The sequence below is a fragment of the Deltaproteobacteria bacterium RIFCSPHIGHO2_02_FULL_44_16 genome, assembly GCA_001798185.1.
Lineage (GTDB): Bacteria > UBA10199 > UBA10199 > 2-02-FULL-44-16 > 2-02-FULL-44-16 > 2-02-FULL-44-16.
The window spans coordinates 26,850-51,415 of the sequence record MGRM01000022.1 but is presented as its reverse complement, the minus strand read 5'-3'; the positions used below and the strand labels follow the sequence as shown (position 1 = coordinate 51,415).

Below are 24,566 nucleotides of genomic sequence, written 5' to 3'. Positions count from 1 at the left end.
AGCTTTGTATACAGGACCAAACTGGTGAAGATTTTCTCGCAGGGGACCTTTGAGGGAGGCGCATCAATGCAATAAAAAATGCGCCGACGGAAACAGAGGACGCGCGGAGCGTAACCGCAGCGTCCGTGCCCCGAGAGAAAATGTGAATCAGTTTGGAAAATAAACGAGACTTGATCTCTTTCAGATGAAAAGCTAGAGGGATTTTCATGGCCATGCCAAATCGATTAGAAGCGAGCTGGGAGATACTCAAACCGCGAATTCTCCAGAAATGGGATAAACTCGCAGAACCTGATTTAAAGCAGGTGAACGGCCAATTTGGAAAACTTGTCGAGGTCATTCGAAAACGCTATAAACCGAAACGCTCACCGATTACGGTTGAAGCTAAAATATATGACTGGGTGCTTGAACAATTAAAAGAAATTGAAAACGAGGGAGAATAAATCATGACCACGAAACCACGCTTTGAATATCTCCAAAAACCGGGCGGACTCGATTTTCCCGAACTGACTCCAGAACAGAAAAAAGAAAAGAGTGAGCTGTTTGAAAAACGCGTCGAACAGATCGACATCGAAAAAATTAACAGCCTTCCAGATCTTGTCAAAGCATATGGCAATACCTCCATTCAAGCGCGCAATATTGGGAAGTGCGCTGAAGTCTATGAAATGATGCTGACCGATTCCGAACGTCCCACGATTTTACTTGGTCTTGCGGGTCCTCTCATTGCTGCGGGACTGCGCAAGGTCATTCGCGATATGATTGCACATCGCATGGTCGATGCGGTGGTTTCCACCGGAGCGATTTTATATCAAGATCTCTATCAAGCGCAGGGGTTTCCGCATGCTGTCGGAAATCCAGACGCTGATGATAAAGTCCTGCGCGATCTCTACATCGATCGTATTTATGATACCTACGTCGATGAAGATCGCTTTTGGAGACTCGACTGTTCGGTCGGATATTTCGCCGACCGGCTTACGCCGGGTCTCTACTCAAGTCGTCAATTTCTCTATGAACTTGGTAGCGCAGTTGATGATGATCAGTCTATTCTCGCAACTGCTGCAAAGCACGGCGTTCCTGTTTTCTCGCCAGCGCTCAATGATTCATCAATCGGTATTGGACTGACCGATCACTATTATCGTTGCCTGCAAGAAAAACGATCTGGCGTGGTGATTGATTCCATTCGAGATAACTTCGAACTGACACAGCTTGTGGTGAAATCAAAATGTACAGCTGCCGTCTATATTGCAGGGGGTGTTCCAAAAAATTTCATTAATGATTCGGTCGTCATGTCCTATATTTTTGGCATCGATACGGGTGGCCATCGTTATGCAATTCAACTGACAACCGATTCACCGCATTGGGGTGGGCTTTCCGGTTCAACCCTTTCCGAAGCCACAAGTTGGGGAAAGGTGAGTAAGCAAGCAACACACTGCATGGCCTTTGTGGAACCGAGCGTCTCTCTTCCTCTGGTTGCAGGAAGTGTTTTGAAAAAAGGCGTTTCGAAGAAACGTTCGAAACTTGTGTGTGAATGGAATACGCCACATTTGACAAAACTCACAACGGTTTAAGATTTATCTTCTGGCAAGTAAAACCATCAAAATCGAAATCGCGGCAGGAGTAATACCGGAGATACGCGAGGCTTGACCAAGCGTTGCAGGACGAAAACGCGAAAGTTTTTCGACGACTTCTGCAGAGAGACCGGAAAGTGCCGCATAATCGATACTTGCCGGAAGGACGCAGTCCTCGAGTTCCCGCATTTTTCGTGCGCGCAAATCCTGGGCTTGAATGTATCCTTCATACTTGATTTGGATTTCGATTTGTTCTGCAATTTCGGCTGGAATTGTTGTCATTCCCGCGAAAGCGGGAATCTCATGAATATCAGAAGATCCCTGCTTTCGCAGGGATGACGTGCTGAAACTCATTTCTGGTCGTTTCAACAAATCAGCAAGTGTTACTCCTTCTTTTGTGCGTGTCTTCTTACAATACGCAACGAGCGACTCAATTTCTTTTTTCTTTTCACAAAACTTATTCCAACGATCATCAGAAATAAGTCCCAACGATTTTCCAAGCGGCGTCAAACGGAGATCAGCATTATCTTCGCGAAGCAGGAGACGATATTCCGCGCGAGAGGTAAACATGCGATAAGGTTCCATGGAACCTTTGGTCGTGAGATCATCGAGAAGAACACCGATATATCCTTGATCGCGGCGAATGACGACGGGCGCTTCGTCACGCAAGAAACAGACCGCATTGATACCGGCCACAATGCCTTGCGCAGCAGCTTCTTCATAACCGCTTGTTCCATTAATTTGTCCCGCCAAAAAAAGACCACGAAGTGATTTTGTTTCAAGCGTCGGTTTGAGTTGGGTCGGGTAAACCATGTCATATTCGACCGCATACCCCGGCTGCAAAATAGTTGCCTTCTCAAGACCTGGAATCGTTTTCAAAATGGCTTCTTGCACATCGACCGGAAGTGATGTGGAGAGACCGTTTACATAGACACGGTTTGTGGAAAGACTTTCGGGCTCTAAGAAAAGTTGGTGCTGTTCTCTATCCGCAAACCTTACGATTTTATCTTCGACGGAGGGACAATAGCGCGGACCGACTCCAGTGATCTGTCCTGAATACATCGGAGAGCGATGAAGATTCTCGCGAATAATCTGATGCGTTGCTTCTGTCGTATGCGTAATGAAACATTCTACCTGACGCAGATTATTTTCAATGTGCTCAAACGAAAACTGCGGTTGTGGCGTGTCGCCGGGCTGCGCTTCGCAAACAGAAAAATCGATTGTGGAAGCATCAAGACGCGGACACGTTCCCGTTTTCATTCTCCCCATTTCAAAACCGAAATTTCGGAGCGACGCAGAGAGGCCAATCGCCGCAAAATCATGCACGCGGCCACCATCCACTTTCTTCTCCCCAAAATGCATCTGACCACCGAGAAAGGTGCCAGTGGTGACGATAATCGCTTTTGCAAAAAGTTCTGCTGTCATTCCCGCGAAGGCGGGAATCTCATGAATGTCAGGAGATCCCTGCTTTCGCAGGGATGACACCATAACCCCTACAATTTCATTTTCTTCTACAATTAATTCCTCAGCCATCCCTTCAACAAGAGTGAGACCTTGTTGGGATGTCAGTACGCTCTGCATCCGCAAGGCATACGCAGTTGAATCAGACTGACAGCGCGTGCCACGCACGGCTGGACCACGGCTCATATTGAGACGTCGAAATTGAATCCCCGTTGCATCTGCATTTTTCCCCATCTCGCCACCGAGAGCATCGATCTCGCGAACAAGATGACCTTTTGCAAGACCACCGATCGCCGGATTACAACTCATCTTTGCAATCGTAGAGAGATTTCCGGTAATCAGCGCGACCGACGCACTCATACGACTTGCAGCGAGCGCTGCTTCACACCCTGCATGTCCTGCACCAATGATAATGATATCGTAGTTCATATTTGAATTGTTCTCACGCAAACTGACTCACATTTTCTCTCGGGGAACGCCCGCTGCGGTTATGCTCCTCGCGTTCTCTGTTTCAGTCGGCGCGATTCTTTAGATTGCATTGACGCGCCTCCCTCAAAGGTCCCCTGCGAGAAAATCTTCATCAGTTTGTTCTGTTACTTACCAATACAAAATCCAGAAAAGATACGATCCAATAGCTCTTCAGAAACATCAAGTCCAATGATGCGCCCAAGCGCCTCTTGCGCTGCTCTCAGATGATGTGCGCAAAACTCAGCCGACTCACGGCGTTGCAGACTTTTCTGGGCTTCTTTCAGAGCTTGCGATGCTTCAACAAGCGCTTCTTTATGGCGTACATTCGTAATCGTCACCGAGCTCGCATCGTTTGTCGATGTCTGCGTATGAATCTGAAGTTTCGAAAATAATGCTTCGATCCCTTCCCCTGTTTTAGCTGAAATAGAGATCGGTTCTGCGTTCGGAAGCCATTTCAAAACTTTTGCCGATAGGGGTCCTGTCACCTCCGCCGTTCCACCTCCCCACCCATAAACCGCGGGTGGGGCGCCCCTGGGATCCGGCGTCGGCGCCACCCCAATATTTGTCTGTTTTGAAATGGCTTCCGACAAATCACATTTATTGAAACAAAGAATGTGCTGTTTTTCTTTCACGAGAGAGAGAACTTCTTCATCTTCTGGTGTCAAAACCTGTGATGCATCAAAGAGCGCAATGATAATATCAGCTCGCTCAAGCGCTTCGCGCGATCGTTCAATGCCCATACGCTCCACAGCATCTGGTGCGCTGCGTATCCCAGCAGTATCGATAAGATGAAAGAGAGCGCCACCGAGATTAATACTCACTTCGATGACATCTCGTGTGGTCCCTGGTGTTTCATGCACAATCGCGCGTTCAGAACCTGCAAGGCGATTGAGCAAACTCGATTTTCCCACATTCGGTTTTCCGATAAGCGCGACAGAAACTCCATCTCGAAGAAGACGACCGCGGTGAAAAGTGGAAAGAAATTGCTCAAGACGAAGAAGAAGAGGGGAAAGTCGCGCAGCGATTCCTTCGCGCTCGATCATCTCGATGTCCTCTTCTGGAAAATCGATACAGGCTTCGACAAAGGCGCGAAGATTTAAAAGTTCATCGTGAAGTGTCTTCACTTCTCGTGAGAGACGTCCTTGAAGTTGTTCCTTGGCAGAACGAAGCGCTGCTTCGCTTGTGGCATGAATCACATCCGCAACCGCTTCAGCTTGCGTCAAATCCATCTTACCTGACAGAAACGCTCGACGTGTAAACTCTCCTGGCTCAGCCAGTCGCGCTCCTGCTTGCGTACAAAGCGTTACTAGTTTTTCGAGAAGAAGGGGACTGCCATGACAAGAGATTTCAACGACATCATCACCTGTATAGGTATGCGGAGAGGGGAGAAAAACGGCTGTCGCCGTATCGAGCGCTTCTCCAGAAATATCGATAATCTCGCCTAAGAAAAGTTTACGGTGCTCAAGCTCTTTGGATCGCTTCGGTTTCCAGACACGGGAAAGGACAGAGGCGCTTTCAGGTCCGCTGATGCGCACGACTCCCAGTCCGCTCTGTCCTGGCGGCGTTGCAAGAGCCACAATCGTGTCTCGATTGGAAATACGCATACGACGCAGCTCCTAGCGTTAATCAACACAACACTCAAGTATCGATTTGAATGTACCAAAAGAGACTCTCCAAAACAGATAATTATTTGGGGGTGACGCCGGAGTGCTATTTCGGACGTCTTCGCATAGTCGCGAAGACTCCGGAATGCCGCAGGCGGCAGGACCCGCAAACAGAAAATGTTTGAGAGAGTCTCTTTCGCGCCATCAATAGATGTTGGGTTGACGCCATCTCATAAACTCGATAGGTCGACGCTTCATGCTCAAAAAAATCGTTCAAAAGTACATCGCTTTTATCACACGATATTACCTTCCTCTTCTTCTGCTGATCGGAATAGTGACGTGGTACTCTTTCCCATCGGCGATGCACCTCTTTCGCCAAATCCAAACTGACTTTAAACTTCTTCTCCCGGAAGATTATGAAAGCGTGAAACTCTTTGAAGAGATGCAGTCCCACTTTGGAAGTCTGAAATCCATTCAACTTATTATCGAAACTCAAGATCCTCAAAAACTAAAAGAGACGCTTCCAAAATTTGCTGCGTTTGTGGAAACGCATCCAGAAGTGAAAGAAGTGGAATACCGAAAAAGAGGATATGAGTTTTTTGATCAGCATAAACTTTTTTATCCTTCCTATGAAGATCTTGAAGACTTTCAGGATCGCCTCGATCGGCGCATTCAGCGCGAAAAACTCGGGGGCCTTTTCTTTTCCCTCGAAGAAGAAAAACCAGATGATTTTGAAGATTTAAAAGGAAAATACACGACCATCGGGGGAGGGAAGCTCACCAGTCCCTATTTTACGGATAAAAATGAGACTGTGTTTGCACTTGGGATCACTCCCAAAAGTGAAGCTTATGATGTCGGTTTTTTCAAACGATTTACGTTTGAAATAAAAAATAAAATCTCCGCCTTTGATTTTGCGCGTCACGATCCCACCGCAAAAATCAGTTACATGGGAGGTGTCATTGGCAATGTGGTGGAATATGATGCGTTGATGCGAGACTTGCGTGTCGCAGGAACCATCTCGGGTATTGCTATTTTACTTTTGATTGCTTTTTATTTTCGTGGGTTTCGATCCCTCATTTTTTTAAGTGTTCCTCTTGCGTGCGGTATTCTTTGGAATTTTGCGATCGCCGCAAAAACAGTAGGGCATTTAAATATTATCACTTCGTTTCTTTTTTCCATTCTTTTTGGTCTTGGAATCGATTTTGGTATTCATCTTAACTCTCGATACAATGAAGAACGCCATCAAGGAAAAAATGTCACGGAAGCTCTTCTCCCCATGCTCCTCTACACGGGACGCTCTTGCTTTACTGCCTGCACGACAACTGCCGTTGCCTTTGCAGTCTTGATGATCAACGACTTTAAAGGTTTTTCGGAATTTGGAAACATCGCGGGCATTGGAATTATGGTTGCTTTTTTAGCTTCTCTTCTGGTGCTCCCTCTTTTGCTCATCCTCGAAGAAAAAATTCCTTTTTTGCGTCGTAAAAATTTTCATGTCGCGAGTTGGAAGCTTACCGCTCTCACACGACTTTCAGATCCATTTCTTTTTCGCGTGACCATCGTCGCGACCCTTCTTTTAGGAGCGAGTGCTCTGTTCCTTCGCTTTCATTATGATTTCTCGACCTTAAGCGCGCAAAATGAAGAGTTGCTTCAGACCAAACAGCTCTACTGGAAAATTAATCCTCACAAAGCAAGTCCCTCTGTTGTTCTTGTCCATTCAAAAGAAGAGGCGCTTGCGGTCGAGAAAGCTGTAAACCAAATGGCAGAAAAAGAGACGAGTCTCGTCTTTCATGCGCGCAGTCTCTATAGTTTAGTTCCCAACGATCAGCGAAAAAAAATTCCTCTTCTTCGCAGCATTCATCGTCTTCTCGATAATGACCTTCTTGAAAAAACCATTGGAGATGACAAGCGCGAAGAATATGCAGGTCTCAAAGCGTCTGCGCTCGCCACTCCCTTTACACTTCAAGATATTCCAAAAAGTATTCAAGAAGTTTTCCTCGATAAAAAAACAGAAGAACAAAATCAATTGGTCTATATTTTCATCGACCCGGAAATTGACTTAAAAGATGGAGAAAAGGCGATCGCACTGCGCGAGGAAATTTGGAACATTCATACTGATGAAGGGAAAACCTTTCATGCTATTTCGAGTTCCATCATTTTTGCAGATGTGCTTCGCGTCATGATTCACGATGCTCCAGTTGCCATTATTCTCTCCCTCATCACCATTGTTCTTCTCCTCTTTCTCGATTTTCAAAATATCAAAAAATGTTTTGTCACACTCCTTCCTCTTTTCGTGGGTGTCGTGTGGATGCTCGGCTTGATGGTTCTTCTCAAAGAGCATCTTAATTTTTTCAACACTATTGCTCTTCCGGTTGTTCTCGGAATTGGGATCGATAATGGAGTGCATCTGTTTCATCGTTTTCAAGAAGAGGGGTACCGAAATTTTCATCGCGTGCTCACGACCACCGGGAGTTCCATTGTCATGACATCGCTCACGACAGCGCTCGGATTTAGTGGTCTCATCTTCGCGCATCATGGGGGACTCAACTCCCTCGGAGTTGTTGCCACTGTGGGAGTTCTCTGCTGTCTTTTCGCCGCTCTCATCTCGCTTGCCCCTATTCTCGCAAAACTATGGAAAGATTGACGCTCCAGGGCAAAAATGTATACTCCGGCGCGCTTAAGGAGGAGAAATCATGACACTTCGCATTGGGATTAATGGTTTCGGGCGCATTGGACGATTGATTTTACGTGTCCTTCATAAAAATACCGCGATCGAATGTGTGGGGATTAATGATCTGGTAGAGCCTCACATCATGGCCCATCTCCTGAAATACGATTCAGTTCATGGCCGTTTTCAAGGGAGTGTCGAAGCTTCGGAGCGTGGCATCCTCGTTGATGGAAAAATAATTCCAATCACTTCTGAGAAAGATCCCACACTCCTTCCCTGGAAAAAAATCGAAGCGGATATTATTCTGGAATGTACCGGACATTTTACAAGTCTCGAAGGGGCTGAAAAACACCTGAAAGCAGGTGCGAAAAAAGTTATTATTTCTGCTCCGGGAAAAAACGACGGCGTTCCGACCTTTGTGTATGGCGTGAATCACGAAACCTACAATCCTCAAACGCAACATGTGGTTTCGAATGCAAGCTGCACGACAAACTGTCTCGCGCCACTCGCGAAAGTCCTTCATGAACATTTTGGCATTGAACGTGGGTTTATGACCACGATCCATTCGTATACGAATGATCAAAACGTGGTGGATGCGCCGCACAAAGATTTGCGCCGTGCTCGAGCTGCAGCCCTTTCACAGATTCCCACGACAACAGGTGCTGCTCAAGCTGTGGGGCTTGTCCTTCCGGCGCTGAAAGGAAAACTCGATGGTATGGCCTTTCGGGTTCCAACCGCCAATGTTTCGTGCGTTGATCTCGTCGCAGAGTTGAAACAAAAGGCAAGTGCAGAAGAGGTGAATCAAGCGTTCATTCGCGCTGCAGCAGGTCCGCTTAAAGGAATTCTTTCCGTTTCTGAGGATCCGTGTGTTTCTGTAGATTTTATTGGCGACTCCCATTCATCAATTGTCGATCTTCTCTCAACACGTGTGATTGACAATATGGTCAAAGTTATTTCTTGGTACGATAACGAAATCGGATTTTGCAATCGCATGATCCAGTTTGCACAACATATAGGGAAGCAACTATAGGACGCTTTATTTCAAAACAGATGAGATAACGGGTGGCGCTGACGCCGGATCCCAGGGGCGCCCCACCCACGCTTTATGGATGGGGAGGTGGAACGGCGGAAGTGACAGGACCCGTAATCGAAAATATTTCGTTTTGAAATAAAGCGTCCCAAAAATTATTTATGATCAAATATATCGACGAAATTCCAATCCATGAAAAACGTGTTTTTATCCGTGTCGACTTTAACGTGCCAGTAAAAAACGATGTGGTGACCGATGATTCACGTATCCAAGCTTCCCTTCCCACGATTCGCTATGCTTTAGGACAGAAGGCTCGCATTGTCTTAGCCTCACATCGAGGGAGACCGAAGGGGAAACCAAACGCAGAGTATTCGCTCAAACCAGTGGGCCAACATCTTTCTGAATTGTTAGGCGACGTGGACGTTCTTCTCCCGGAATCGTGCGTCGGACAAGCTGCGAAAAAACTCATTCGCGAAATGGCTCCGGGACAAATCGTTCTTCTGGAAAATTTACGATTTCACCCTGGCGAAGAGACAAACGATCCCCACTTTGCAGCAGAACTCGCGCAGCAGATCGAGGTCTATATGAATGATGCCTTTGGCACAGCACACCGCGCTCATGCATCAACCGTCGGCATGGTTTCTCTCGTTCCAGAAAAAGGGGCAGGGTTTCTCATGCGACGTGAAATCACCTATCTCACGGAAATGTTGAAAAATCCTCGTCGACCTTTCATTTCTCTTTTAGGTGGCGCCAAAGTTTCGGATAAATTGGGAGTCATTGAAAATCTTTTTGGAAAAGTAGATCACTTTCTGATTGGTGGAGCTATGGCCTATACGTTTTTAAAAGCCAAGGGCTACTCCACCGGGACATCGCTGCTTGATGAAACAAAATTGCATTCGGCAAAGCGAATTTTAGAACGGGCTGCGACACGGCAAATTCCTTTTCTCTTGCCTGTGGATCATGTCATTGCAAAGGAGTGTTCTGAAAACGTGATTGTTTCGATTACCGAAGGCGTTGACATCCCAGAGGGAATGATGGCACTGGACATCGGCCCAAAAACGCGCGCTCTTTTTTTGGAAGCTCTCAAAGGTTCCAAAACCATTTTTTGGAATGGACCTATGGGCGTTTTTGAGTTCGACCCTTTCTCTCAAGGAACGCTTCGTTTAGCAGAAGGAGTGGCGGCATCTGGAGCCATTTCGATTGTAGGAGGTGGCGACTCTATCGCTGCCATCAAAAAAAGTGGTGTTGAATCGCGCATCAGTCATCTTTCAACAGGAGGAGGAGCAAGTCTGGAGTTTGTCGAAGGGAAAAAGCTTCCAGGACTTGGAGCGCTTGAAGTATGAAGAAAAACCCTCTCATTGTTGGTAATTGGAAAATGAATTACACCGTTGCGGAATCGCTCTCTTTTGTCGCTGCATTCCTGCATGAAATGAAAGCTTTCGGAGATACCGAAGTGATCATCGCCGCTCCCTTTACCACGCTCTATTCTTTAGGTGTCGCTCTTTCTGAAACAACCCTTAAGATCGCGGGACAAAATCTTTTTTGGGAAGAGAGCGGGGCTTACACAGGAGAGGTCTCGGGTGTTTTTTTAAAAGATGTTGGTTGTTCGTATGTCATCATCGGTCACTCTGAACGACGACAATTTTTTGGAGAAACCAATCAAACGGTTCATAAAAAAATTCAAGCTGCTCTGAAAGCCGACCTTCTTCCTCTCATTTGTGTGGGAGAGACGCTCGAAGAACGCGAACGGGGTGAGACACTGCACGTGATCGAACGTCAACTGAAAGAGGCCATCGTAGATATTCCTCTTTCGAAAATTGCAACAGGGGCAATTGCCTATGAACCGGTCTGGGCTATTGGAACCGGAAAAAATGCAACTCCAGGTCAGGCGCAGGAAGTGCATGCGATGATTCGAGATTGGTTCGCCCGCAAAGGTGATACTCGAACCGCAGAGAGTCTTCGTCTCTTATATGGAGGAAGTGTCAAGTCGACCAATAGTCGGGATCTTCTTGCTCAAAAGGATATTGACGGCGCCCTTGTTGGTGGGGCATCTCTTGACGCGAAACAGTTTGCGGATATTATTCGATCTCTTCCCTAAAGGATACATCATGGAAACACTTTTACTGATCGTTCATTTTTTTCTCTGCTTCTTCCTTATTGGAGTGATTCTGCTTCAATCCGGAAAAGGAGCCAGCATTGGAGCGAGTTTCGGGGGGGGCGCTTCTCAAACGCTTTTTGGCAGTAGAGGGCCGACCACCTTTCTCAATAAACTCACCACGATTGTGGCCATTCTCTTTCTTGCGACGTCTGTCTTTTTGGCTCAGATCACGAAAGATAAAGGATCTCGGTCAATACTTGACAAAGTCGTCCTTCCAGAGGAAACACGCGTCATTCAACCGGAAGAGGAAAAAACTACAGGAGAAACATCTTCAGAGACAACTCCAGCAACGCCTAAAAAATCAGAAGAAAAGCCTCAATAATTTCTAACCGTTTTTAAATGTTTGGATGCAAGACAGGCTGAGGAGGCCGACTGAGGCGTACTTGAATGTACGCCGCAAGAAGCGCCGACGAAGTCAACGCAGCAGACGAACTTTTAAAAATGGTTGGCAAGGCCCAGGTGGTGGAATGGCAGACACGTACGTTTGAGGGGCGTATGGAGCAATCCGTGGGGGTTCGAGTCCCCCCCTGGGCACAATTTATGGTTCAAGTCCCTCTCGACACAGATGGGGACTTCGAAGAAAATGACTTCCCGCAAATGTTCCCGCAAGTTTTCGAGTTGCCTCTGCCATGAGCTCTCGCTCTTGTCTTTGAATATATATCCATCTCCAAAAACCTTCCTGAAGATCTTCTGCCGATAAACCGACAGCTTTTTTAAAAGCTTCTTCGGCAGATCCTGTTTTCATTAATTCCCTCTCAAAACGCAGTCTCCATCGTGGGTAGAGGCTGTCAACATAAAGAATAAAGGCATGTGCAATCAGATAACTCTGATATCGAAGTTGCGCTTCTTCTGGATTTTTTGAGCTCCACACCAGATTTTCCATCTGAGGATTATTCCATATTCCTTCCATTTTTTCCGGAAGGAGGTTCCTCACCATCTCTTCGGGAGAAAGAGAAGGATCATCTTCTGCCCGCTCTGCAAGCCCTTCATCGAGCCAAGAAGAAATTCCAACTTCGGAAAAAAGACGCCAGGCATGAGACATTTCATGACGACGTGTTGCGATATTCTGAGAGTCATCATAACCAATGACAATAACGGGGTGATCAGAACAACCTCCTGCATACGCAGAAGCGCTCTGCATTTCCATCGTGGGAGTCGTGCCAGCGAAAAGAATAGTCACATGCCCATTTACAGGTTGAAGAAAAAGAGCATGTTCTCGCAAATGAGTCAGAACAGTAGGGAGATCCTCCACCACATTTTTTGGATGAACGATGGGAGAAGCAGGTCGGGGCATGGCATACACATGAAACTGCACATGGCTGACACTATCAACGAACGTCGCATATCCAAAAAGTGTTCGCAGATGTGCAAGTTCAAGGGTGTCATCTTTCATGAGATCCACTTCAAGATTCCAGGGGAGATCGAGCTCATCGTGAAAGGTTTGTTCAACACAACGGTTCACAGACCAGTTCATGAGGGTTGTTCGAGAACGCGCGCTCACATGAATATAACCATCGCCCGTCCGATCCCACGAACGATATAATTGTTCTTCTGCCTCGTCTCCGCGAAGAAGAGGAACACATTGATGTTCAAAACAGATTCCTTTGATGGTGGTTCGTCTGGATGACTCGACCATGCAAGCGTCTCCTCGCTGTTTTATCGACCTCTTTCAAAAAAAGTTGCGTTCGCTTGCTCTTTTCTACGCTGCATGAGACGTAGCCTGCATGTTTGATGTGATTCCTCAAAATCTCGAAGAAGAACTGAGTCGTTATGTGAAGGAAACTTATCTCCCCTCTCGGTTTCAGCGCTCTGCGGACAATGCCTTTAACGTCAAGGATCTTCACTTTTTTGGACCCTCAATTGAAGCTCTTTCATATGCATTCACTTCTGAAAGAGGAGAACTCTCAAAAAATTATTTAAATAAAAAAGAATTTCGCTCCAGTTATCTCCTCTATTTTTTCCTCACGAATTACGTCAAAGTCATCCATACGCTGACACAACTCGATCACTTACAAAAGCTACCGGTGACAGAAAACGTCGATATTCTCGATGTTGGAGCTGGACCTGCAACGGCTTCAATTGCATGCGCTCATTACTACACGGAACATTATCCGAAGTGCCGATTGACGATTCATGCCGTCGAGCAAAACAAGGAAGTGATAAAAGATGCGAAACATCTTTTTTCCCGACTCTGTTCTGAAAAACATAACATTGTTTTTCATTCAGAAGAGATGCGAACTCGTGGGATATCGCGCTCGCTTCCTGCGAACAAAAAATTCGATCTCATTATTGCCGCAAACATTCTCAACGAAATGGGGAATGTCGTGGAAGAACACTCTCAATTTTGTAAACAGCTTATAAGTTCTCATCTGCGTGGCAGCTTCATTATCATTGATCCTGCTCTCCAGAAAACAACACGAAATCTGATGGAACTTCGTGATCTGCTTTTAGAACATCACGATGCAACGGTTCTTGCGCCTTGCCTGCATCAAAAAAACTGTCCCATGCGGGAAGCGAACAAACGGGATTGGTGTCATTTCTATATTGAATGGAAGTGTCCGGCACTCATTCGCGATATCGATCGCTTTATTGGCAACAAACACGATTATCTCAAAATGGCCTACATGATCTTTCAACAGGACCAAGGTAGGGGCGAACGGCGTTCGCCCTTATCCGGGCATGCACCGCACGCCCCTACCCACAGGATCGTCTCTTCTCCTATGCCTTCCAGAGGAAAGGCAGAACTGCTTTTATGTGGGGAGCAAGGAAAACTGACTCGCGTTACCCAACTCGATCGCGACCGTTCGAAAAAGGCAGTCGCATTTCATAATGCAAAGCGTGGGGATACCGTCATCTGGCCAGAAAATAAATTTCGTGTTGAAGATGAGAAAACATTTGAAGTGAAACTTCAGTGGAATCGATTACAACAACATTGACGTTCAAAGCATGAAAAATTTTTCTCTTTGAAGAGTCTTTCCGAATCGGCGTTGAATAAATTCATCCAGTTCATCAATAAGTTTCGTTATTTTCGATTCATATATTTTGACATTTTCAACATCCACAACATAAAGCGCTTTTAGTAACATAAGCATCCGAAGGGAAGGAGGAAGAAAATTTTTTATCAAAAAAGCACGAAATTCTTCTACTGATTGATCTTCTTCAACTGCGACTTTAATGTCTCTCATCGCACCCTCAAATTCGCTAAATGCGTTCTCAAGCACTTGAAGCGTTGCCCTATTTTTTTTAAGAATAAAAGCAACTTGTTCTCCTGCAATAGGAGCGCAGCTAACGAGAAATTCAATAACGGTTGAGTTCATGTGAACGCGAAGCTTGTCTTGGGCAATCGCATCAACGAGTTCGGTTCGATAGCGGCTACGATCTGATAATTTTTTAAATTGTTCTGCTTGCTGGAAATAAAAAATCCAGAGTTCGGTTTGCTGATCAACGGAAAGTGCTGGCGCATAATTCAAAATGTCTGGGGAAGGGATATTTTGTTTCAAAAAATCCAGATATTCATTGGTCTCTCTTCGTTCGGGATGTTGTGGGTCTAAAAACCACGCATGTTGCGCTTTGATCATGGTGTGTCGAAAAATCCAAAACTCGTGATCATGTGTAAGCAAATGAACAATTGCTCCTTGGCTCGTATGGTCTGCAAACGCTCCTCTTCTGTATGTCAGGTCAATCGCAAATGAACATTGGCTTTTGACTTCCGCCATCGAGAATTGATCGAAGCAGAGATTGCTCACCATTGCACATTCTTCAGTCGTCAATCCTTCACGATCTTTTGCATAGACCTGTATATGTAATTCTGCACATTGTCGCATTGTAACGTCAGCCATAAAATCCTCCTCAAGATTCTTATCGATCCGAGAAACAAAAGGTTGCTTCGTTAAATTCGTTAAATTCCGCGAAGTTGATCGATCAGTTTTTTCATATCTTTGGGAAGAGGGGAGCGGAATTCTACTTTCTTTTTGGTGCCGGGATGGCGAAAGCCGAGAAGCGATGCGTGCAGCGCCTGGCGCGCCGGCTGCCGCCGGTTTTCTAATGCATGAAGCGTAGCTCCGTAGATTTTATCGCCGAGAACTGGGTGTCCGATAGAAGCGAGATGGACACGAATCTGATGCGTTCGACCTGTTTGAAGTTCTACATCTAAAAGCGTGGCATTGCTGTAACGCTCCCGCACTCGAAACATGGTGACCGCTTTTTCTCCCTGTTTCGAAACTCTGCTTTTGCGGCCGCCGCTAAAATGTCCTTTTTCAAGTGGACGATGAATCGTTCCCGCTTCCTCTTCCACTGGGCCTGCAACTACGGCCACATAACGTCTGACAATGCGATGTTCGCGAAAGAGATCTTCAAGCTGTTTTCCTACTGTTGAACAGGCAAAGACCATGACACCACTGGTCTCGCTATCTAAACGATGAAGGGGAGCAACATACACTCCTTTACTCTCACGATATTTTCGTTTCAGATATCCTCGCACATGATCCAGAAGTGATTCTGCTTTTTCTCCTATTTCCGGAACCGAAAGAAGGCCAGGAGGTTTTTCCACCACCAGAAGATCACGATCTTCAAAGTAAACCTTTAAATACCGGAGACTGCGTCTCTTTTCTGAGGAAACAATATCGATCTTATCTCCCTCACGCAGTTCCCAACTCGCAATAAATGTTTTCTTTCCTCGAATGCGAATATTGCCCGCGTCTATCCAACGCTTCGCCTCTTTGCGTGAAACTTTCAGGTGCGTCGTGACCCATTGATCGAGCCTCTTCCCGCTCTCTTTCTTTGAAACGGTATATGCTGTTGTCATTTGGAAAATTCCTTGCGTTGAAGTCAATCTGCGTGAGACAATAACACTCCTTTTTTCACACAGGAGGATTTATGTCAAAACTTGCTCTGGCTGAATTTTTAGCCGACATCCCAGACGATTGGAATGTTCAAGGAATGCTCACCCTTACACTTCCAAGCGACGATAAAAACGTTAAACCCAATGTTATTGTTACCAAAGAATATCTTCCAAAGGAAGTGCAGCTTGCGGATTATTTTGCGAAAATAAAAGAGTCGATTCAAAATCGCGGCATCAAAGATCTCAAAATTTCTGACGAAAAAGATATCGCCATCTCCGGTGTTCGCGGCAAGATGATGATCTGTAGTTGGGATGTCTCTTCCATGGCGGAGATCATGAAACAACAAAATCCAAATCGTCCAGCGCCCAACATTCAACCGGGACAAATTGTGAAACAGGTGCAAGTCACACTTCTCAAAGAGCGCCTTGCGATTAATATGACGGCGAGTTTCCCCAACGATAAATTTAAAGATTATTACAAACCATTTCAGGAATTTTTGAAAAGTTTAAAGATTGGGTGATGGTTCATTTTCACTCTTTAATTTTCGCCGCCATCGGCCCTGCGAGTCGGTATCAAATTCTTGAGGAGGCGTGCTCTCCCATTGCTTCTTGCCTCCAAACATTCCTCGATAATAACAATCGCCAAGAGCTTTGACCATAAATTGATTCTCTCCTTGTCGACAATGATATTGATCTACTGGCGGCCAAGCATGTTCCCATTCAGCATCTTCACCACATAAATCCGCAGTTGCTTCTCGAACGCGTGCACGTACATCTGCGTCAGATTTACATTCACCTTCAATCCAAACTTCAGACGTCACCATTTCCTTACGTCGTGCCCCACACGAATCACAACGCGCAACGACAACACCAAGCAATGATGCCAAAGCGAGATATCCGAGATAGGGGAGATATATCATGACTCATTTCTCTCTTTCTTCTTCAAAAGAAGAGGATTCATTTGTTTTCTTATCGTCAGAGAGAAAAAAGAGTTGCGATGAATTAGATATCGAGATTTCGCACGTTGAGTGCATTTTTCTCAATGAATTCGCGGCGAGGTTCGACAGCGTCCCCCATGAGAACCGTGAAAATGGAATCAGCTTCAACCGCATCTTCCACCGTCACTTGCAGGAGGGTACGTTTTTCTGGATTTAACGTGGTCTCCCACAACTGGATGGGATTCATTTCTCCCAGTCCTTTATAGCGCTGAATATCCTGACCTTTTTGTCCTTCGCTCAGAATATAATCTTTGATGCCCTGAAATGTCGCGACCTCTTTTGAAACACTGTCGTGAGAAATGGAAAAAGGAGCTTTTCCAAGAGTTTCAAATTCCTTGAAAAGAGCGGTCAGCTCTTCCATCTCAGGGGAGGTGAGAAAAGGAATATCAACGACCGTCTCATGTGGAAAACCGTTGTAGGTGGTTTTGTAGATGATCTTCGACGCATCGTGCTCTTCATCTTCCGCAATATCGACCGTAAAATCGATAAGCTCAGGAGAAAGCTTGCGAAGCGTCTCCGCGATTTCATCCATCGCGCTGTCCAACTTGTTTTTTGCTCCACTCAGAAGCGCTGTGGTCACGGCCTGCGATTGAACCAGAGCATCCACGACCCGAGGGTCGCGACGACGTTCGATGATGCGAAGCAACTGGGCGTAACGAACCAGTTGTTTGGTGAGTTTTTTGAGAGCTTTTCCAGAAACTTCTGTTTTATTTCCTTTTGCGGTCACTTTTATTCCTTCAACACCAAGTTCAATGAGAAAATCTTCAAGGGCTGTATCATTTTTTAAATATTTTTCTATCTTCCCTTTTTTCACCCGATAAAGCGGTGGCTGCCCAATGTAGAGATAGCCTCTCTCCACAATCTGCGGCATCTGCCGATAAAAAAACGTGAGGAGAAGGGTTCGGATATGCGCTCCGTCAACATCAGCGTCAGCAAGAAGAATAATGCGATGGTAACGAAGTTTTTCGATGTTAAAATCATTCTCTCCAATACCGGTTCCAAGCGCGGTGATCAAAATACGAATTTCCTCCGACGAAAGCATTTTATCAAAACGCGCTTTCTCCACATTTAAAATTTTTCCCTTGAGCGGAAGAATCGCCTGGAAACGTCGATCTCGTCCAGATTTGGCACTATTATGAACAAAAACTCCGGATGAAAGCGAAAAGTTATGCGTTCCTGGAATTTCTACATCATAAACATCAATCCGTTCTTTCAGGGGAACGATTTTTTTAATGCGGTGGTTAAAACATGAGACGGCATCTACGAATTTATATTGATCCTTTTCAAAAAAACGATTCAAAAGAGTTTCATATTTGAGAAGGTTTTTATTTTTTGTCTCTTTTCGTATGGACTCATATTCTTCCACGTCAATCACATTCATCGATGTCAACATATCATTGAAAACCTTGAGCGCACTTCTTCGATATGTCACATTATAGGCTTTCTTTCGTCGTTCACGAAAGTCCGGTGTCCACTGTTCTTTTGTTTTAAGGCGTCTCCACTGACACAATTCTTCATTTTCCCATTGTTCCTTTGCTTTTTGAGAAAGAAGTTGTCGATGTTCCGGATGTTGTTGAAAATAGTCTCGAACATGTTGAGCACGCATTTCTCGATTTTTTGGATCAGCCCAATATTGTCGCTGTTCACGATCAAGAAGCGCTCGATTCTTATCACGATATTCTGTATTCGCATGATAAAAACGTAAAAAAGCTTCGTTCATTGAGGCCTTATACTCTTCATTTTTCCATTGTTGTTTGGCTCGTTTGCTTAAAAGTTTTCGCATCGATGGAGCAAGCATTGTTTGTTGAATTTTTTCTCGATATTCTTTTGTTTGACGAATTTTTCGACACTTCTCAATAACGTCGTAGCGATGTAAGGTTTTCTTGGCATGCAATCTATGTAACTCCATATGTTTTTCTTTTGGAAGACGTTGAATGTTCGATGGATGATTATTTTGTTTATTAAAATCGATGTGATGACGATCAGATCCATCTTGTTCATTATATTTTCCAGTGCGGAGATTGAATTGGTCACTTAAGACGTGCGTATAAACCCAACGATCCTCGCCAGGATTAAAGACCAGCTCATAACCTGCAATCGTCATCCACTCACGTTTTTCAGAAAGTTTTCGATAAAGTGGCATTAACGAATCTTCGGAGGAAAGATCTTTCGCCTGTTTATAGGTTCCATCGCGCATCATAAATTTGTGGTCTGGCGTACAAGCAATTTCCTGATCATTATCGAGAACAACTTTGATGACCTCAGCATCTCTTTTTGTTCTTCGAGGAGAATGAATTTTTGCAATTTCAACGTTGCCATGAGCATTCATCGTATACGTAAAATGTTCTCTCCCTTGTTGAGATTCTTCTACAAGATCCTGAAACGACAGATTTCGACCGTCTACTAAAGCTATTTTTGTGTCCCCAGAAAAACAACCGCCTGCGCTGTCTCCTTCAACGACATAGAGTTCAGACACGGCCGGATCTTTTTCTTGGCAGTCCGCAAGTTTTCCGGGAAGCGTTCCCGTTTCAAGCGCGCTTTTGCGTCGCACGAGATTACGTGCAGCACGAGCCGCCTCGCGAGCGCGAGCAGCGTCCAAAACTTTGGTGATTACTTTGCGTGCAATAGGACCATTACGTTCTAAAAACTCAGAGAGTTTATCGTTCACCGCCTGCTTGACCAGTCCTTCAATCTCTGAGTTTCCGAGCTTCCCTTTGGTCTGACCCTCAAATTGCGGATTCGGAAGTTTTACCGAAATCACCGCGGTGAGTCCTTCACGAACATCTTCCCCTTCGGGAGGAGAAGCCAATTTTTTCAGAAGCTCGTTCTTCGTAGCATAATGATTAATCGTGCGCGTCAGCGCTGATTTAAATCCTGAAAGATGGGTTCCGCCATCCCGCGTGTTAATGTTATTGGCAAAAGAAAAAAGATTTTCGTTGTAGCTGCTATTCCACTGCATGGCGACTTCCACAATGACATCGTCTTTGGTCGCTTCAAAATAGATGGGGTCATGAAAAGGTTCTTTGCGTTGATTAAGATGCTCCACAAAACTGACGATGCCACCCTCGTAATGAAACTCATGGCGTTTTTCTTTATCACGTTCATCGTCAATCGTAATTTTGAGGCCCCGATTTAAAAAAGAGAGTTCGCGAAGCCGTCCGGAAAGCGTGTCAAAAGAGTATTCGAGAACAGGAAAAATTTCGTGATCTGGTTTAAAAACAACCGTGGTTCCAGTGCGAGAACTCTTACCGACCATTTTCAAAGGAGCTTCTGGTTTTCCTCGTTTATAATTTTGGGCATACACTTTTCCTTCGCGACGAACTTCCAGCTTTAACCATTCCGAAAGAGCGTTGACGCACGAAACACCGACACCGTGAAGTCCACCCGAAACTTTATATGCTGACTCGCCGCCAAACTTTCCTCCTGCGTGAAGTTTGGTGAGAACCACTTCGGCAGCAGACACTTTTTCTGTTTCGTGAAGATCAACTGGAATGCCACGTCCGTTATCGACCACGGTAATGGAATTATCGATGTGAATGGTGACATTAATTTCCGTACAAAATCCAGCCAAGGCTTCGTCAACAGAGTTGTCGACAACTTCATAGACCAGGTGATGAAGTCCAGAGGCCGAGGTGGAGCCGATATACATGGCCGGCCGTTTCCGAACCGCATCCAGCCCCTCGAGCACTTTAATTTTTGAGGCATCATACGAACCTGCTTTTTCTTTTTTCACGCGTGTCTCATTCGTTGCCATAGAAACCCCTCAAAATGCCATTTGACGCTTCTTTTAAGAGATTCTCTTTAACGGTCAGAGAGGAAAAAGTAAAGACTTCACTTTGCCTGCGCTCACGTTAAAAAGTTTGATGTGGTCATGGCTCGAAAAACGAATCTGATGAATATCTGTGGTCGTAATAAAAATTTGACCCTGACTTTGTTGAAGATATTCAAAAAAAGAGGCATTCCGCGCTTCATCGAGCTCACTTGCAACGTCGTCGAGTAAAAAGAGGGGCTGAGCCCCCTCTTTTTTGCTGGTAAGTTCAAGTTCTGCCACCTTCATCGCCAGAATAAAACTGCGATGCTCTCCTTGAGAGCCGAAATGGGCAATCGCATTCCCGGAAAGTGAAGCGATAAAATCATCCCGTTGTGGTCCGACAAGCGAAATTCTCCGTATAAGCTCATCTCGCGCTCTTCGATCGAGATGTTCTTCAAACCTTGATTCAATCTCCCCTTTGATAAACGCAATCTTTCCACAAAACGGCATGTAGACAAAAGCGGCTTCTTCATCTTTCCGAACAATAGAGGCATATTGGCGTTGGAGTTCCAGATTGAGTTCATCGACTGCACTCGCGCGGATGAGTATGATCTGCGTTCCTTGAACTAAAAGCTGACGATTCCAGTCTTTCAAACGCGTCAGCTTCTCTTCGTCGCGAAGAAGATCGTCTTTCAAAATCGCATTTCGATGCGAAAGAATTTTTTCATAGTTTCGAACGAGGGGACGATGTTGCGGTAAAAAGCGACTGACAAAGTGATCTATATACGCACGTCTTGCGGAAGGGAGATCGCGAAGGAGCAGAATTTCTTCGGGCGAAAAAAGAACGACATCGAGTCCGCGCTTGAAACGCGAAGAGAGAGCTTTGCCGTTTTTATGAATCTGTTTCTCTTTGGCTGTTAACGAACAACTCCAAACGTCTTTTCCTTCTGGCCGATCCACCTCTGCCTCCAGAAAAGAGCGTGGCTCCTGCCATTGGATCAAATTTCGGAATTCACTGGTACGAAAAGAACTCCCTGTCGCAAAAAGAAAGAGGGCCTCGAGAATATTCGTCTTCCCTTGAGCGTTTTTGCCGACGAAAATGTTAAATCGTTCTCCAAAAGAAAGCTGCTCAGAAGAAAAATTTCTAAAATGTGTCAGGGAAAGGGAGAGGACTTTCATGCATCATATTCGCATCGGCATGATGATGTGCGTAAAACCTTTATCAAACTCACTGGTGACCACACAGGGGGCCGTATCATCACCGAGTTTCAACTTGGCTTCTTCATCTTCAAGAACCGACAGAGCATCGAGCACGTAGCGCGCGTTAAATCCAATCGCAAACGACTCTCCACGATAATTTGCCGACAGTTCTTCGTGGGCTTCCCCAAAATCGGGGTTGTTGCTCGAGATTTCAAGATTTTTTGGAGAAAAAGCAAAGCGAACACCGCGTGTGCGTTCACTCGACATCGCGCCGACACGCCGCAGTGCCTGCACAATAGTTTCACGATTCACACCCACTTCACGTCGACTCTCTTTTGGAATCACTTGTTTATACGGCGGAAACTGTCCGTCAATGAGACGAATCGTAAGCGTCACTTTTCCTTGATGAAGAATGGCATGTTTCGCGTCGACAAAGAGTTCAAAGCTCCCCTCTTTCCCTTCGATGAGGCGTTTCAACTCCATGACTCCTTTGCGTGGAATAATCACGCTTGCCGGAAACGTATTCATGTTCGCGTCGCAGGGACGCTCGGCAATCGAAAGGCGATGCCCGTCAGTTGCCACCATTCGAATCTTTTTCCCTTTTTCGTGTTCGAACATAATGCCGTTGAGATTATAGCGGGTCTCATCGTTTGACATCGCAAACGCCGTTTTTTCAATCATCTCAAGCATCATGGTAATGGGAAGCGATGCCGCAGCGCCATCCCCTTTTTGAGGAAGTGCGGGAAATTCATCAGCCGCAAGTCCGACGATTTTAAAATCAGATCGACCACACTGAATGTGAATCCAATTTTTATCATTCACTGTCAGATGAATCGTCTCTTCTGGAAGTTCTTTGACAATATCGTAAAGACCACGTGCATGAACCGTCACGCGTCCTTCTTTTGTCACATCAGCTTCGACTGAGCTTGTTACTCCGACTTCTAAATCAGTAGCGGTGGTAATCAGCTTTTTCTTTTTTGCTTCGAGAAGAACGTTTGCCAAAATCGGCATGGTTGTTTTGCGTTCGACAATTCCTTGAACGAGGTGGAGTTCTCTGACAAGCGCAGCACGATCAATTTTGAGTTCCATGTTTGTCCCTTACTAATAATAAATATCTTTATAAATATATAAATAGCAGTAGTCGTAGGAGCTGTGAATATGGTGATAAGTAAGATAACGCGTTGATGTGTGAGCTGAATTCAAAAAGGACATCATGGGAAAAGTTCTCGCAAAAACCTACGTCATTCACAGTCTTCAGAGCTAGTCCACTCAGATGAAGGTTGTCAACACTGATTTCCGAACAATACACACAGTGTTATGCACAACGCCTGTTGATTTCAATGTGTCAGATTTTTTTCGAGGGATTCGATGTCGTTTTTGAGTTTTATGTCGGCTTGAAGAAGTTTTTCAATCTTCCGACACGCGTGAATGACCGTTGTGTGATCTTTTCCTCCGAAGCGTTGTCCAATTTCAGGAAAAGAGGCGCCGGCATGTTTCTTACACAAATACATCGCAATTTGACGGGGATAGGAAAAAGACCTTACGCGACGGGGTGATTTTAAATCGGAAACATTCACCTGATAAAATGTTGCCACCGTTCTTTGAATGGCTTCAATCGAGCACGGCTGCCTTCGGTCGTCGATCACGTTTTTTAACACCTCTCGCGCGAAATCGACGGAGAGAGGTGATTTGGTGAGCGAGGCAAAGGCGTTGAGACGAAGAAGCGATCCTTCCAGCTCACGCACGTTTGATTTAATGGAGCTTGCCAGAAACATCGCGACATCATCAGGACAGCCGAGTTTTTCAGCATCTGCTTTTTTCTTCAAAATAGCGATGCGGGTTTCCAGGTCGGGCGCTTGAATATCGGCAATAAGCCCCCATTCAAAACGAGATCGAAGTCTCTCTTCGAGTCCTTGAATATCTTTCGGACTTTTATCACTGGTCATGACGAGCTGTTTTTGCGCTTCATGCAGAGTGTTAAATGTGTGAAAAAACTCGTCCTGGGTTCGTTCTTTGCCGGCTATAAACTGAATATCGTCGATCAAAAGAACATCGCACATATCACGATATTTTCGTCGAAACTCAGCTGTTTTCTCATAGCGAATGGCATTGATCAGCTCGTTCATAAAACGCTCTGACGACACATAGACGATGGAGAGCTCTGGCCGTTGACGTAAAATATCGAGACCGATCGCATGTAAAAGATGGGTTTTCCCAAGCCCCACACCGCCGTACAGAAAGAGAGGATTATAGTTTCCGCCAGGGAGTTCTGCCGTTGCCTTGCTTGCAGCATGGGCGAATTGATTCGAGCTTCCCACGACAAATCGATCAAAAGTATATTTGGGATTTAAATGGCTGATGTTTCGGATACGCTCCGGAAGGACTTTTTCCACATTGCCAGATACCGATGTCTCGTTTGCGTGTTCTGTCTCTTCTCGAACTTCGAATTGAATGCGGTGATCGAGATTGGTCAGAGCTTTGAGCTCTTGTTTGATGAGATCGTGATAGTAGTCCTGGATCCAGTCCGCAACAAACTTGTTGGGAACCACCAACGTAAAGTTCTCGCCTTCTCGTTTGGCTGCTTCGATCGGCTCAAACCAGGTCGAAAAATTAAGCCTACTGATTTTATGAAAAACCCTCTCTTTGAGCTGTTGTAGCAGGTCTGGCATGGTGTTCGAGTAACTCACAGGTTTGTCCACAGGTGTGGATAACTTTATTTTGTATATGTGAGAGACTTCCTAATCCGAAAGCGAGATGACGTGCAAGGGAAAACGCGTCGAAAGAATTGGCTCCTTGACAAGTAGTGAGGAAACGCTACATTCCGCA

The 24,566-nt window shown here is 45.4% G+C and carries 19 protein-coding genes and 1 tRNA gene; 10 read left to right on the top strand and 10 right to left on the bottom strand.

What is annotated here, in order from left to right; all coding sequences use genetic code 11:
* Positions 1-206: 206 nt before the first annotated feature.
* Positions 207-440 (top strand): hypothetical protein, encoded by a 234-nt coding sequence (locus tag A3C46_01105; protein OGQ21849.1) that lies wholly within the window; start codon positions 207-209, stop codon positions 438-440.
* 63 nt (positions 441-503) lie between these two features.
* A complete protein-coding gene (locus tag A3C46_01100; protein OGQ21916.1) occupies positions 504-1,565 on the top strand; it encodes a hypothetical protein in 1,062 nt (353 codons plus the stop codon).
* 3 nt (positions 1,566-1,568) lie between these two features.
* On the opposite strand, the gene A3C46_01095 is transcribed toward A3C46_01100, so the two are convergent.
* Positions 1,569-3,455: a tRNA uridine-5-carboxymethylaminomethyl(34) synthesis enzyme MnmG gene (locus A3C46_01095; protein ID OGQ21848.1), complete on the bottom strand. Its 1,887-nt coding sequence runs from the start codon at positions 3,453-3,455 to the stop codon at positions 1,569-1,571.
* Positions 3,456-3,619: 164 nt separating this feature from the next.
* Positions 3,620-5,098 carry a tRNA uridine-5-carboxymethylaminomethyl(34) synthesis GTPase MnmE gene (locus A3C46_01090; GenBank protein OGQ21847.1) on the bottom strand — a complete coding sequence of 493 codons (1,479 nt, stop codon included), beginning with the start codon at positions 5,096-5,098 and terminating at the stop codon, positions 3,620-3,622.
* Between the two features lie 256 nt (positions 5,099-5,354).
* Here A3C46_01090 and A3C46_01085 point away from each other — a divergent pair, with 256 nt between their 5' ends.
* The 6 genes from A3C46_01085 (at position 5,355) to A3C46_01060 (ending at position 11,488) form a co-directional block, all read left to right on the top strand.
* On the top strand, positions 5,355-7,739 hold the full coding sequence (locus A3C46_01085; protein ID OGQ21846.1) for a hypothetical protein: 2,385 nt from the start codon (positions 5,355-5,357) through the stop codon (positions 7,737-7,739).
* A 49-nt stretch (positions 7,740-7,788) separates the two neighbouring features.
* Positions 7,789-8,793, top strand: a complete 1,005-nt coding sequence (locus A3C46_01080) for a type I glyceraldehyde-3-phosphate dehydrogenase (GenBank protein ID OGQ21845.1) — start codon at positions 7,789-7,791, stop codon at positions 8,791-8,793.
* A gap of 161 nt (positions 8,794-8,954) precedes the next feature.
* Positions 8,955-10,136, top strand: coding sequence for a phosphoglycerate kinase (locus A3C46_01075; protein OGQ21844.1), 1,182 nt, complete (start codon positions 8,955-8,957; stop codon positions 10,134-10,136).
* Positions 10,133-10,891, top strand: a complete 759-nt coding sequence (locus tag A3C46_01070; GenBank protein OGQ21843.1) for a triose-phosphate isomerase — start codon at positions 10,133-10,135, stop codon at positions 10,889-10,891. Before A3C46_01075 ends, A3C46_01070 begins: the two co-directional genes overlap by 4 nt.
* A 10-nt stretch (positions 10,892-10,901) precedes the next feature.
* Entirely contained in the window at positions 10,902-11,273 is a 372-nt protein-coding gene (locus A3C46_01065; GenBank protein ID OGQ21842.1) for a preprotein translocase subunit SecG, read from the top strand.
* 131 nt (positions 11,274-11,404) lie between these two features.
* Positions 11,405-11,488, top strand: a tRNA-Leu gene (locus A3C46_01060).
* A gap of 1 nt (position 11,489) precedes the next feature.
* On the opposite strand, the gene A3C46_01055 is transcribed toward A3C46_01060, so the two are convergent.
* Complete coding sequence (locus tag A3C46_01055; GenBank protein OGQ21841.1) at positions 11,490-12,587, bottom strand: hypothetical protein; 1,098 nt, start codon at positions 12,585-12,587, stop codon at positions 11,490-11,492.
* An 88-nt stretch (positions 12,588-12,675) separates the two neighbouring features.
* Between A3C46_01055 and A3C46_01050 the strand changes: the two genes are divergently transcribed.
* On the top strand, positions 12,676-13,887 hold the full coding sequence (locus A3C46_01050) for a hypothetical protein (GenBank protein ID OGQ21840.1): 1,212 nt from the start codon (positions 12,676-12,678) through the stop codon (positions 13,885-13,887).
* 3 nt (positions 13,888-13,890) lie between these two features.
* Here the strand turns inward: A3C46_01050 and A3C46_01045 are convergent, their stop codons facing one another.
* Both A3C46_01045 and A3C46_01040 read right to left on the bottom strand, forming a co-directional pair.
* Positions 13,891-14,790 (bottom strand): hypothetical protein, encoded by a 900-nt coding sequence (locus A3C46_01045; protein OGQ21839.1) that lies wholly within the window; start codon positions 14,788-14,790, stop codon positions 13,891-13,893.
* 59 nt (positions 14,791-14,849) lie between these two features.
* On the bottom strand, positions 14,850-15,755 hold the full coding sequence (locus tag A3C46_01040; GenBank protein OGQ21838.1) for a hypothetical protein: 906 nt from the start codon (positions 15,753-15,755) through the stop codon (positions 14,850-14,852).
* A 71-nt stretch (positions 15,756-15,826) separates the two neighbouring features.
* On the opposite strand from A3C46_01040, the gene A3C46_01035 reads away from it, so the two are divergent.
* Positions 15,827-16,312, top strand: a complete 486-nt coding sequence (locus tag A3C46_01035) for a hypothetical protein (GenBank protein OGQ21837.1) — start codon at positions 15,827-15,829, stop codon at positions 16,310-16,312.
* Here A3C46_01035 and A3C46_01030 read toward each other — a convergent pair.
* From A3C46_01030 to A3C46_01010, 5 genes are all read right to left on the bottom strand, one after another.
* Positions 16,298-16,711, bottom strand: coding sequence for a hypothetical protein (locus tag A3C46_01030; GenBank protein ID OGQ21836.1), 414 nt, complete (start codon positions 16,709-16,711; stop codon positions 16,298-16,300). The genes A3C46_01035 and A3C46_01030 overlap by 15 nt on opposite strands.
* 82 nt (positions 16,712-16,793) lie before the next feature.
* A complete protein-coding gene (locus A3C46_01025; GenBank protein OGQ21835.1) occupies positions 16,794-20,543 on the bottom strand; it encodes a DNA gyrase subunit B in 3,750 nt (1,249 codons plus the stop codon).
* A gap of 54 nt (positions 20,544-20,597) precedes the next feature.
* Positions 20,598-21,719, bottom strand: coding sequence for a hypothetical protein (locus A3C46_01020; GenBank protein ID OGQ21834.1), 1,122 nt, complete (start codon positions 21,717-21,719; stop codon positions 20,598-20,600).
* 3 nt (positions 21,720-21,722) lie between these two features.
* On the bottom strand, positions 21,723-22,829 hold the full coding sequence (locus A3C46_01015) for a DNA polymerase III subunit beta (protein ID OGQ21833.1): 1,107 nt from the start codon (positions 22,827-22,829) through the stop codon (positions 21,723-21,725).
* A 248-nt stretch (positions 22,830-23,077) separates the two neighbouring features.
* On the bottom strand, positions 23,078-24,409 hold the full coding sequence (locus tag A3C46_01010; GenBank protein OGQ21832.1) for a chromosomal replication initiation protein DnaA: 1,332 nt from the start codon (positions 24,407-24,409) through the stop codon (positions 23,078-23,080).
* Between the last annotated feature and the right edge of the window lie 157 nt (positions 24,410-24,566).

What these genes read in the sequence shown, in the direction of transcription:
- A3C46_01105 (OGQ21849.1), top strand. Translation starts at nt 207, where the DNA reads ATGGCCATGCCAAATCGATTAGAAGCGAGCTGGGAGATACTCAAACCG.
- A3C46_01095 (OGQ21848.1), bottom strand. Translation starts at nt 3,455, where the DNA reads ATGAACTACGATATCATTATCATTGGTGCAGGACATGCAGGGTGTGAA.
- A3C46_01090 (OGQ21847.1), bottom strand. Translation starts at nt 5,098, where the DNA reads ATGCGTATTTCCAATCGAGACACGATTGTGGCTCTTGCAACGCCGCCA.
- A3C46_01085 (OGQ21846.1), top strand. Translation starts at nt 5,355, where the DNA reads ATGCTCAAAAAAATCGTTCAAAAGTACATCGCTTTTATCACACGATAT.
- A3C46_01080 (OGQ21845.1), top strand. Translation starts at nt 7,789, where the DNA reads ATGACACTTCGCATTGGGATTAATGGTTTCGGGCGCATTGGACGATTG.
- A3C46_01075 (OGQ21844.1), top strand. Translation starts at nt 8,955, where the DNA reads ATGATCAAATATATCGACGAAATTCCAATCCATGAAAAACGTGTTTTT.
- A3C46_01070 (OGQ21843.1), top strand. Translation starts at nt 10,133, where the DNA reads ATGAAGAAAAACCCTCTCATTGTTGGTAATTGGAAAATGAATTACACC.
- A3C46_01065 (OGQ21842.1), top strand. Translation starts at nt 10,902, where the DNA reads ATGGAAACACTTTTACTGATCGTTCATTTTTTTCTCTGCTTCTTCCTT.
- A3C46_01055 (OGQ21841.1), bottom strand. Translation starts at nt 12,587, where the DNA reads ATGGTCGAGTCATCCAGACGAACCACCATCAAAGGAATCTGTTTTGAA.
- A3C46_01050 (OGQ21840.1), top strand. Translation starts at nt 12,676, where the DNA reads ATGTTTGATGTGATTCCTCAAAATCTCGAAGAAGAACTGAGTCGTTAT.
- A3C46_01045 (OGQ21839.1), bottom strand. Translation starts at nt 14,790, where the DNA reads ATGGCTGACGTTACAATGCGACAATGTGCAGAATTACATATACAGGTC.
- A3C46_01040 (OGQ21838.1), bottom strand. Translation starts at nt 15,755, where the DNA reads ATGACAACAGCATATACCGTTTCAAAGAAAGAGAGCGGGAAGAGGCTC.
- A3C46_01035 (OGQ21837.1), top strand. Translation starts at nt 15,827, where the DNA reads ATGTCAAAACTTGCTCTGGCTGAATTTTTAGCCGACATCCCAGACGAT.
- A3C46_01030 (OGQ21836.1), bottom strand. Translation starts at nt 16,711, where the DNA reads ATGATATATCTCCCCTATCTCGGATATCTCGCTTTGGCATCATTGCTT.
- A3C46_01025 (OGQ21835.1), bottom strand. Translation starts at nt 20,543, where the DNA reads ATGGCAACGAATGAGACACGCGTGAAAAAAGAAAAAGCAGGTTCGTAT.
- A3C46_01020 (OGQ21834.1), bottom strand. Translation starts at nt 21,719, where the DNA reads ATGAAAGTCCTCTCCCTTTCCCTGACACATTTTAGAAATTTTTCTTCT.
- A3C46_01015 (OGQ21833.1), bottom strand. Translation starts at nt 22,829, where the DNA reads ATGGAACTCAAAATTGATCGTGCTGCGCTTGTCAGAGAACTCCACCTC.
- A3C46_01010 (OGQ21832.1), bottom strand. Translation starts at nt 24,409, where the DNA reads ATGCCAGACCTGCTACAACAGCTCAAAGAGAGGGTTTTTCATAAAATC.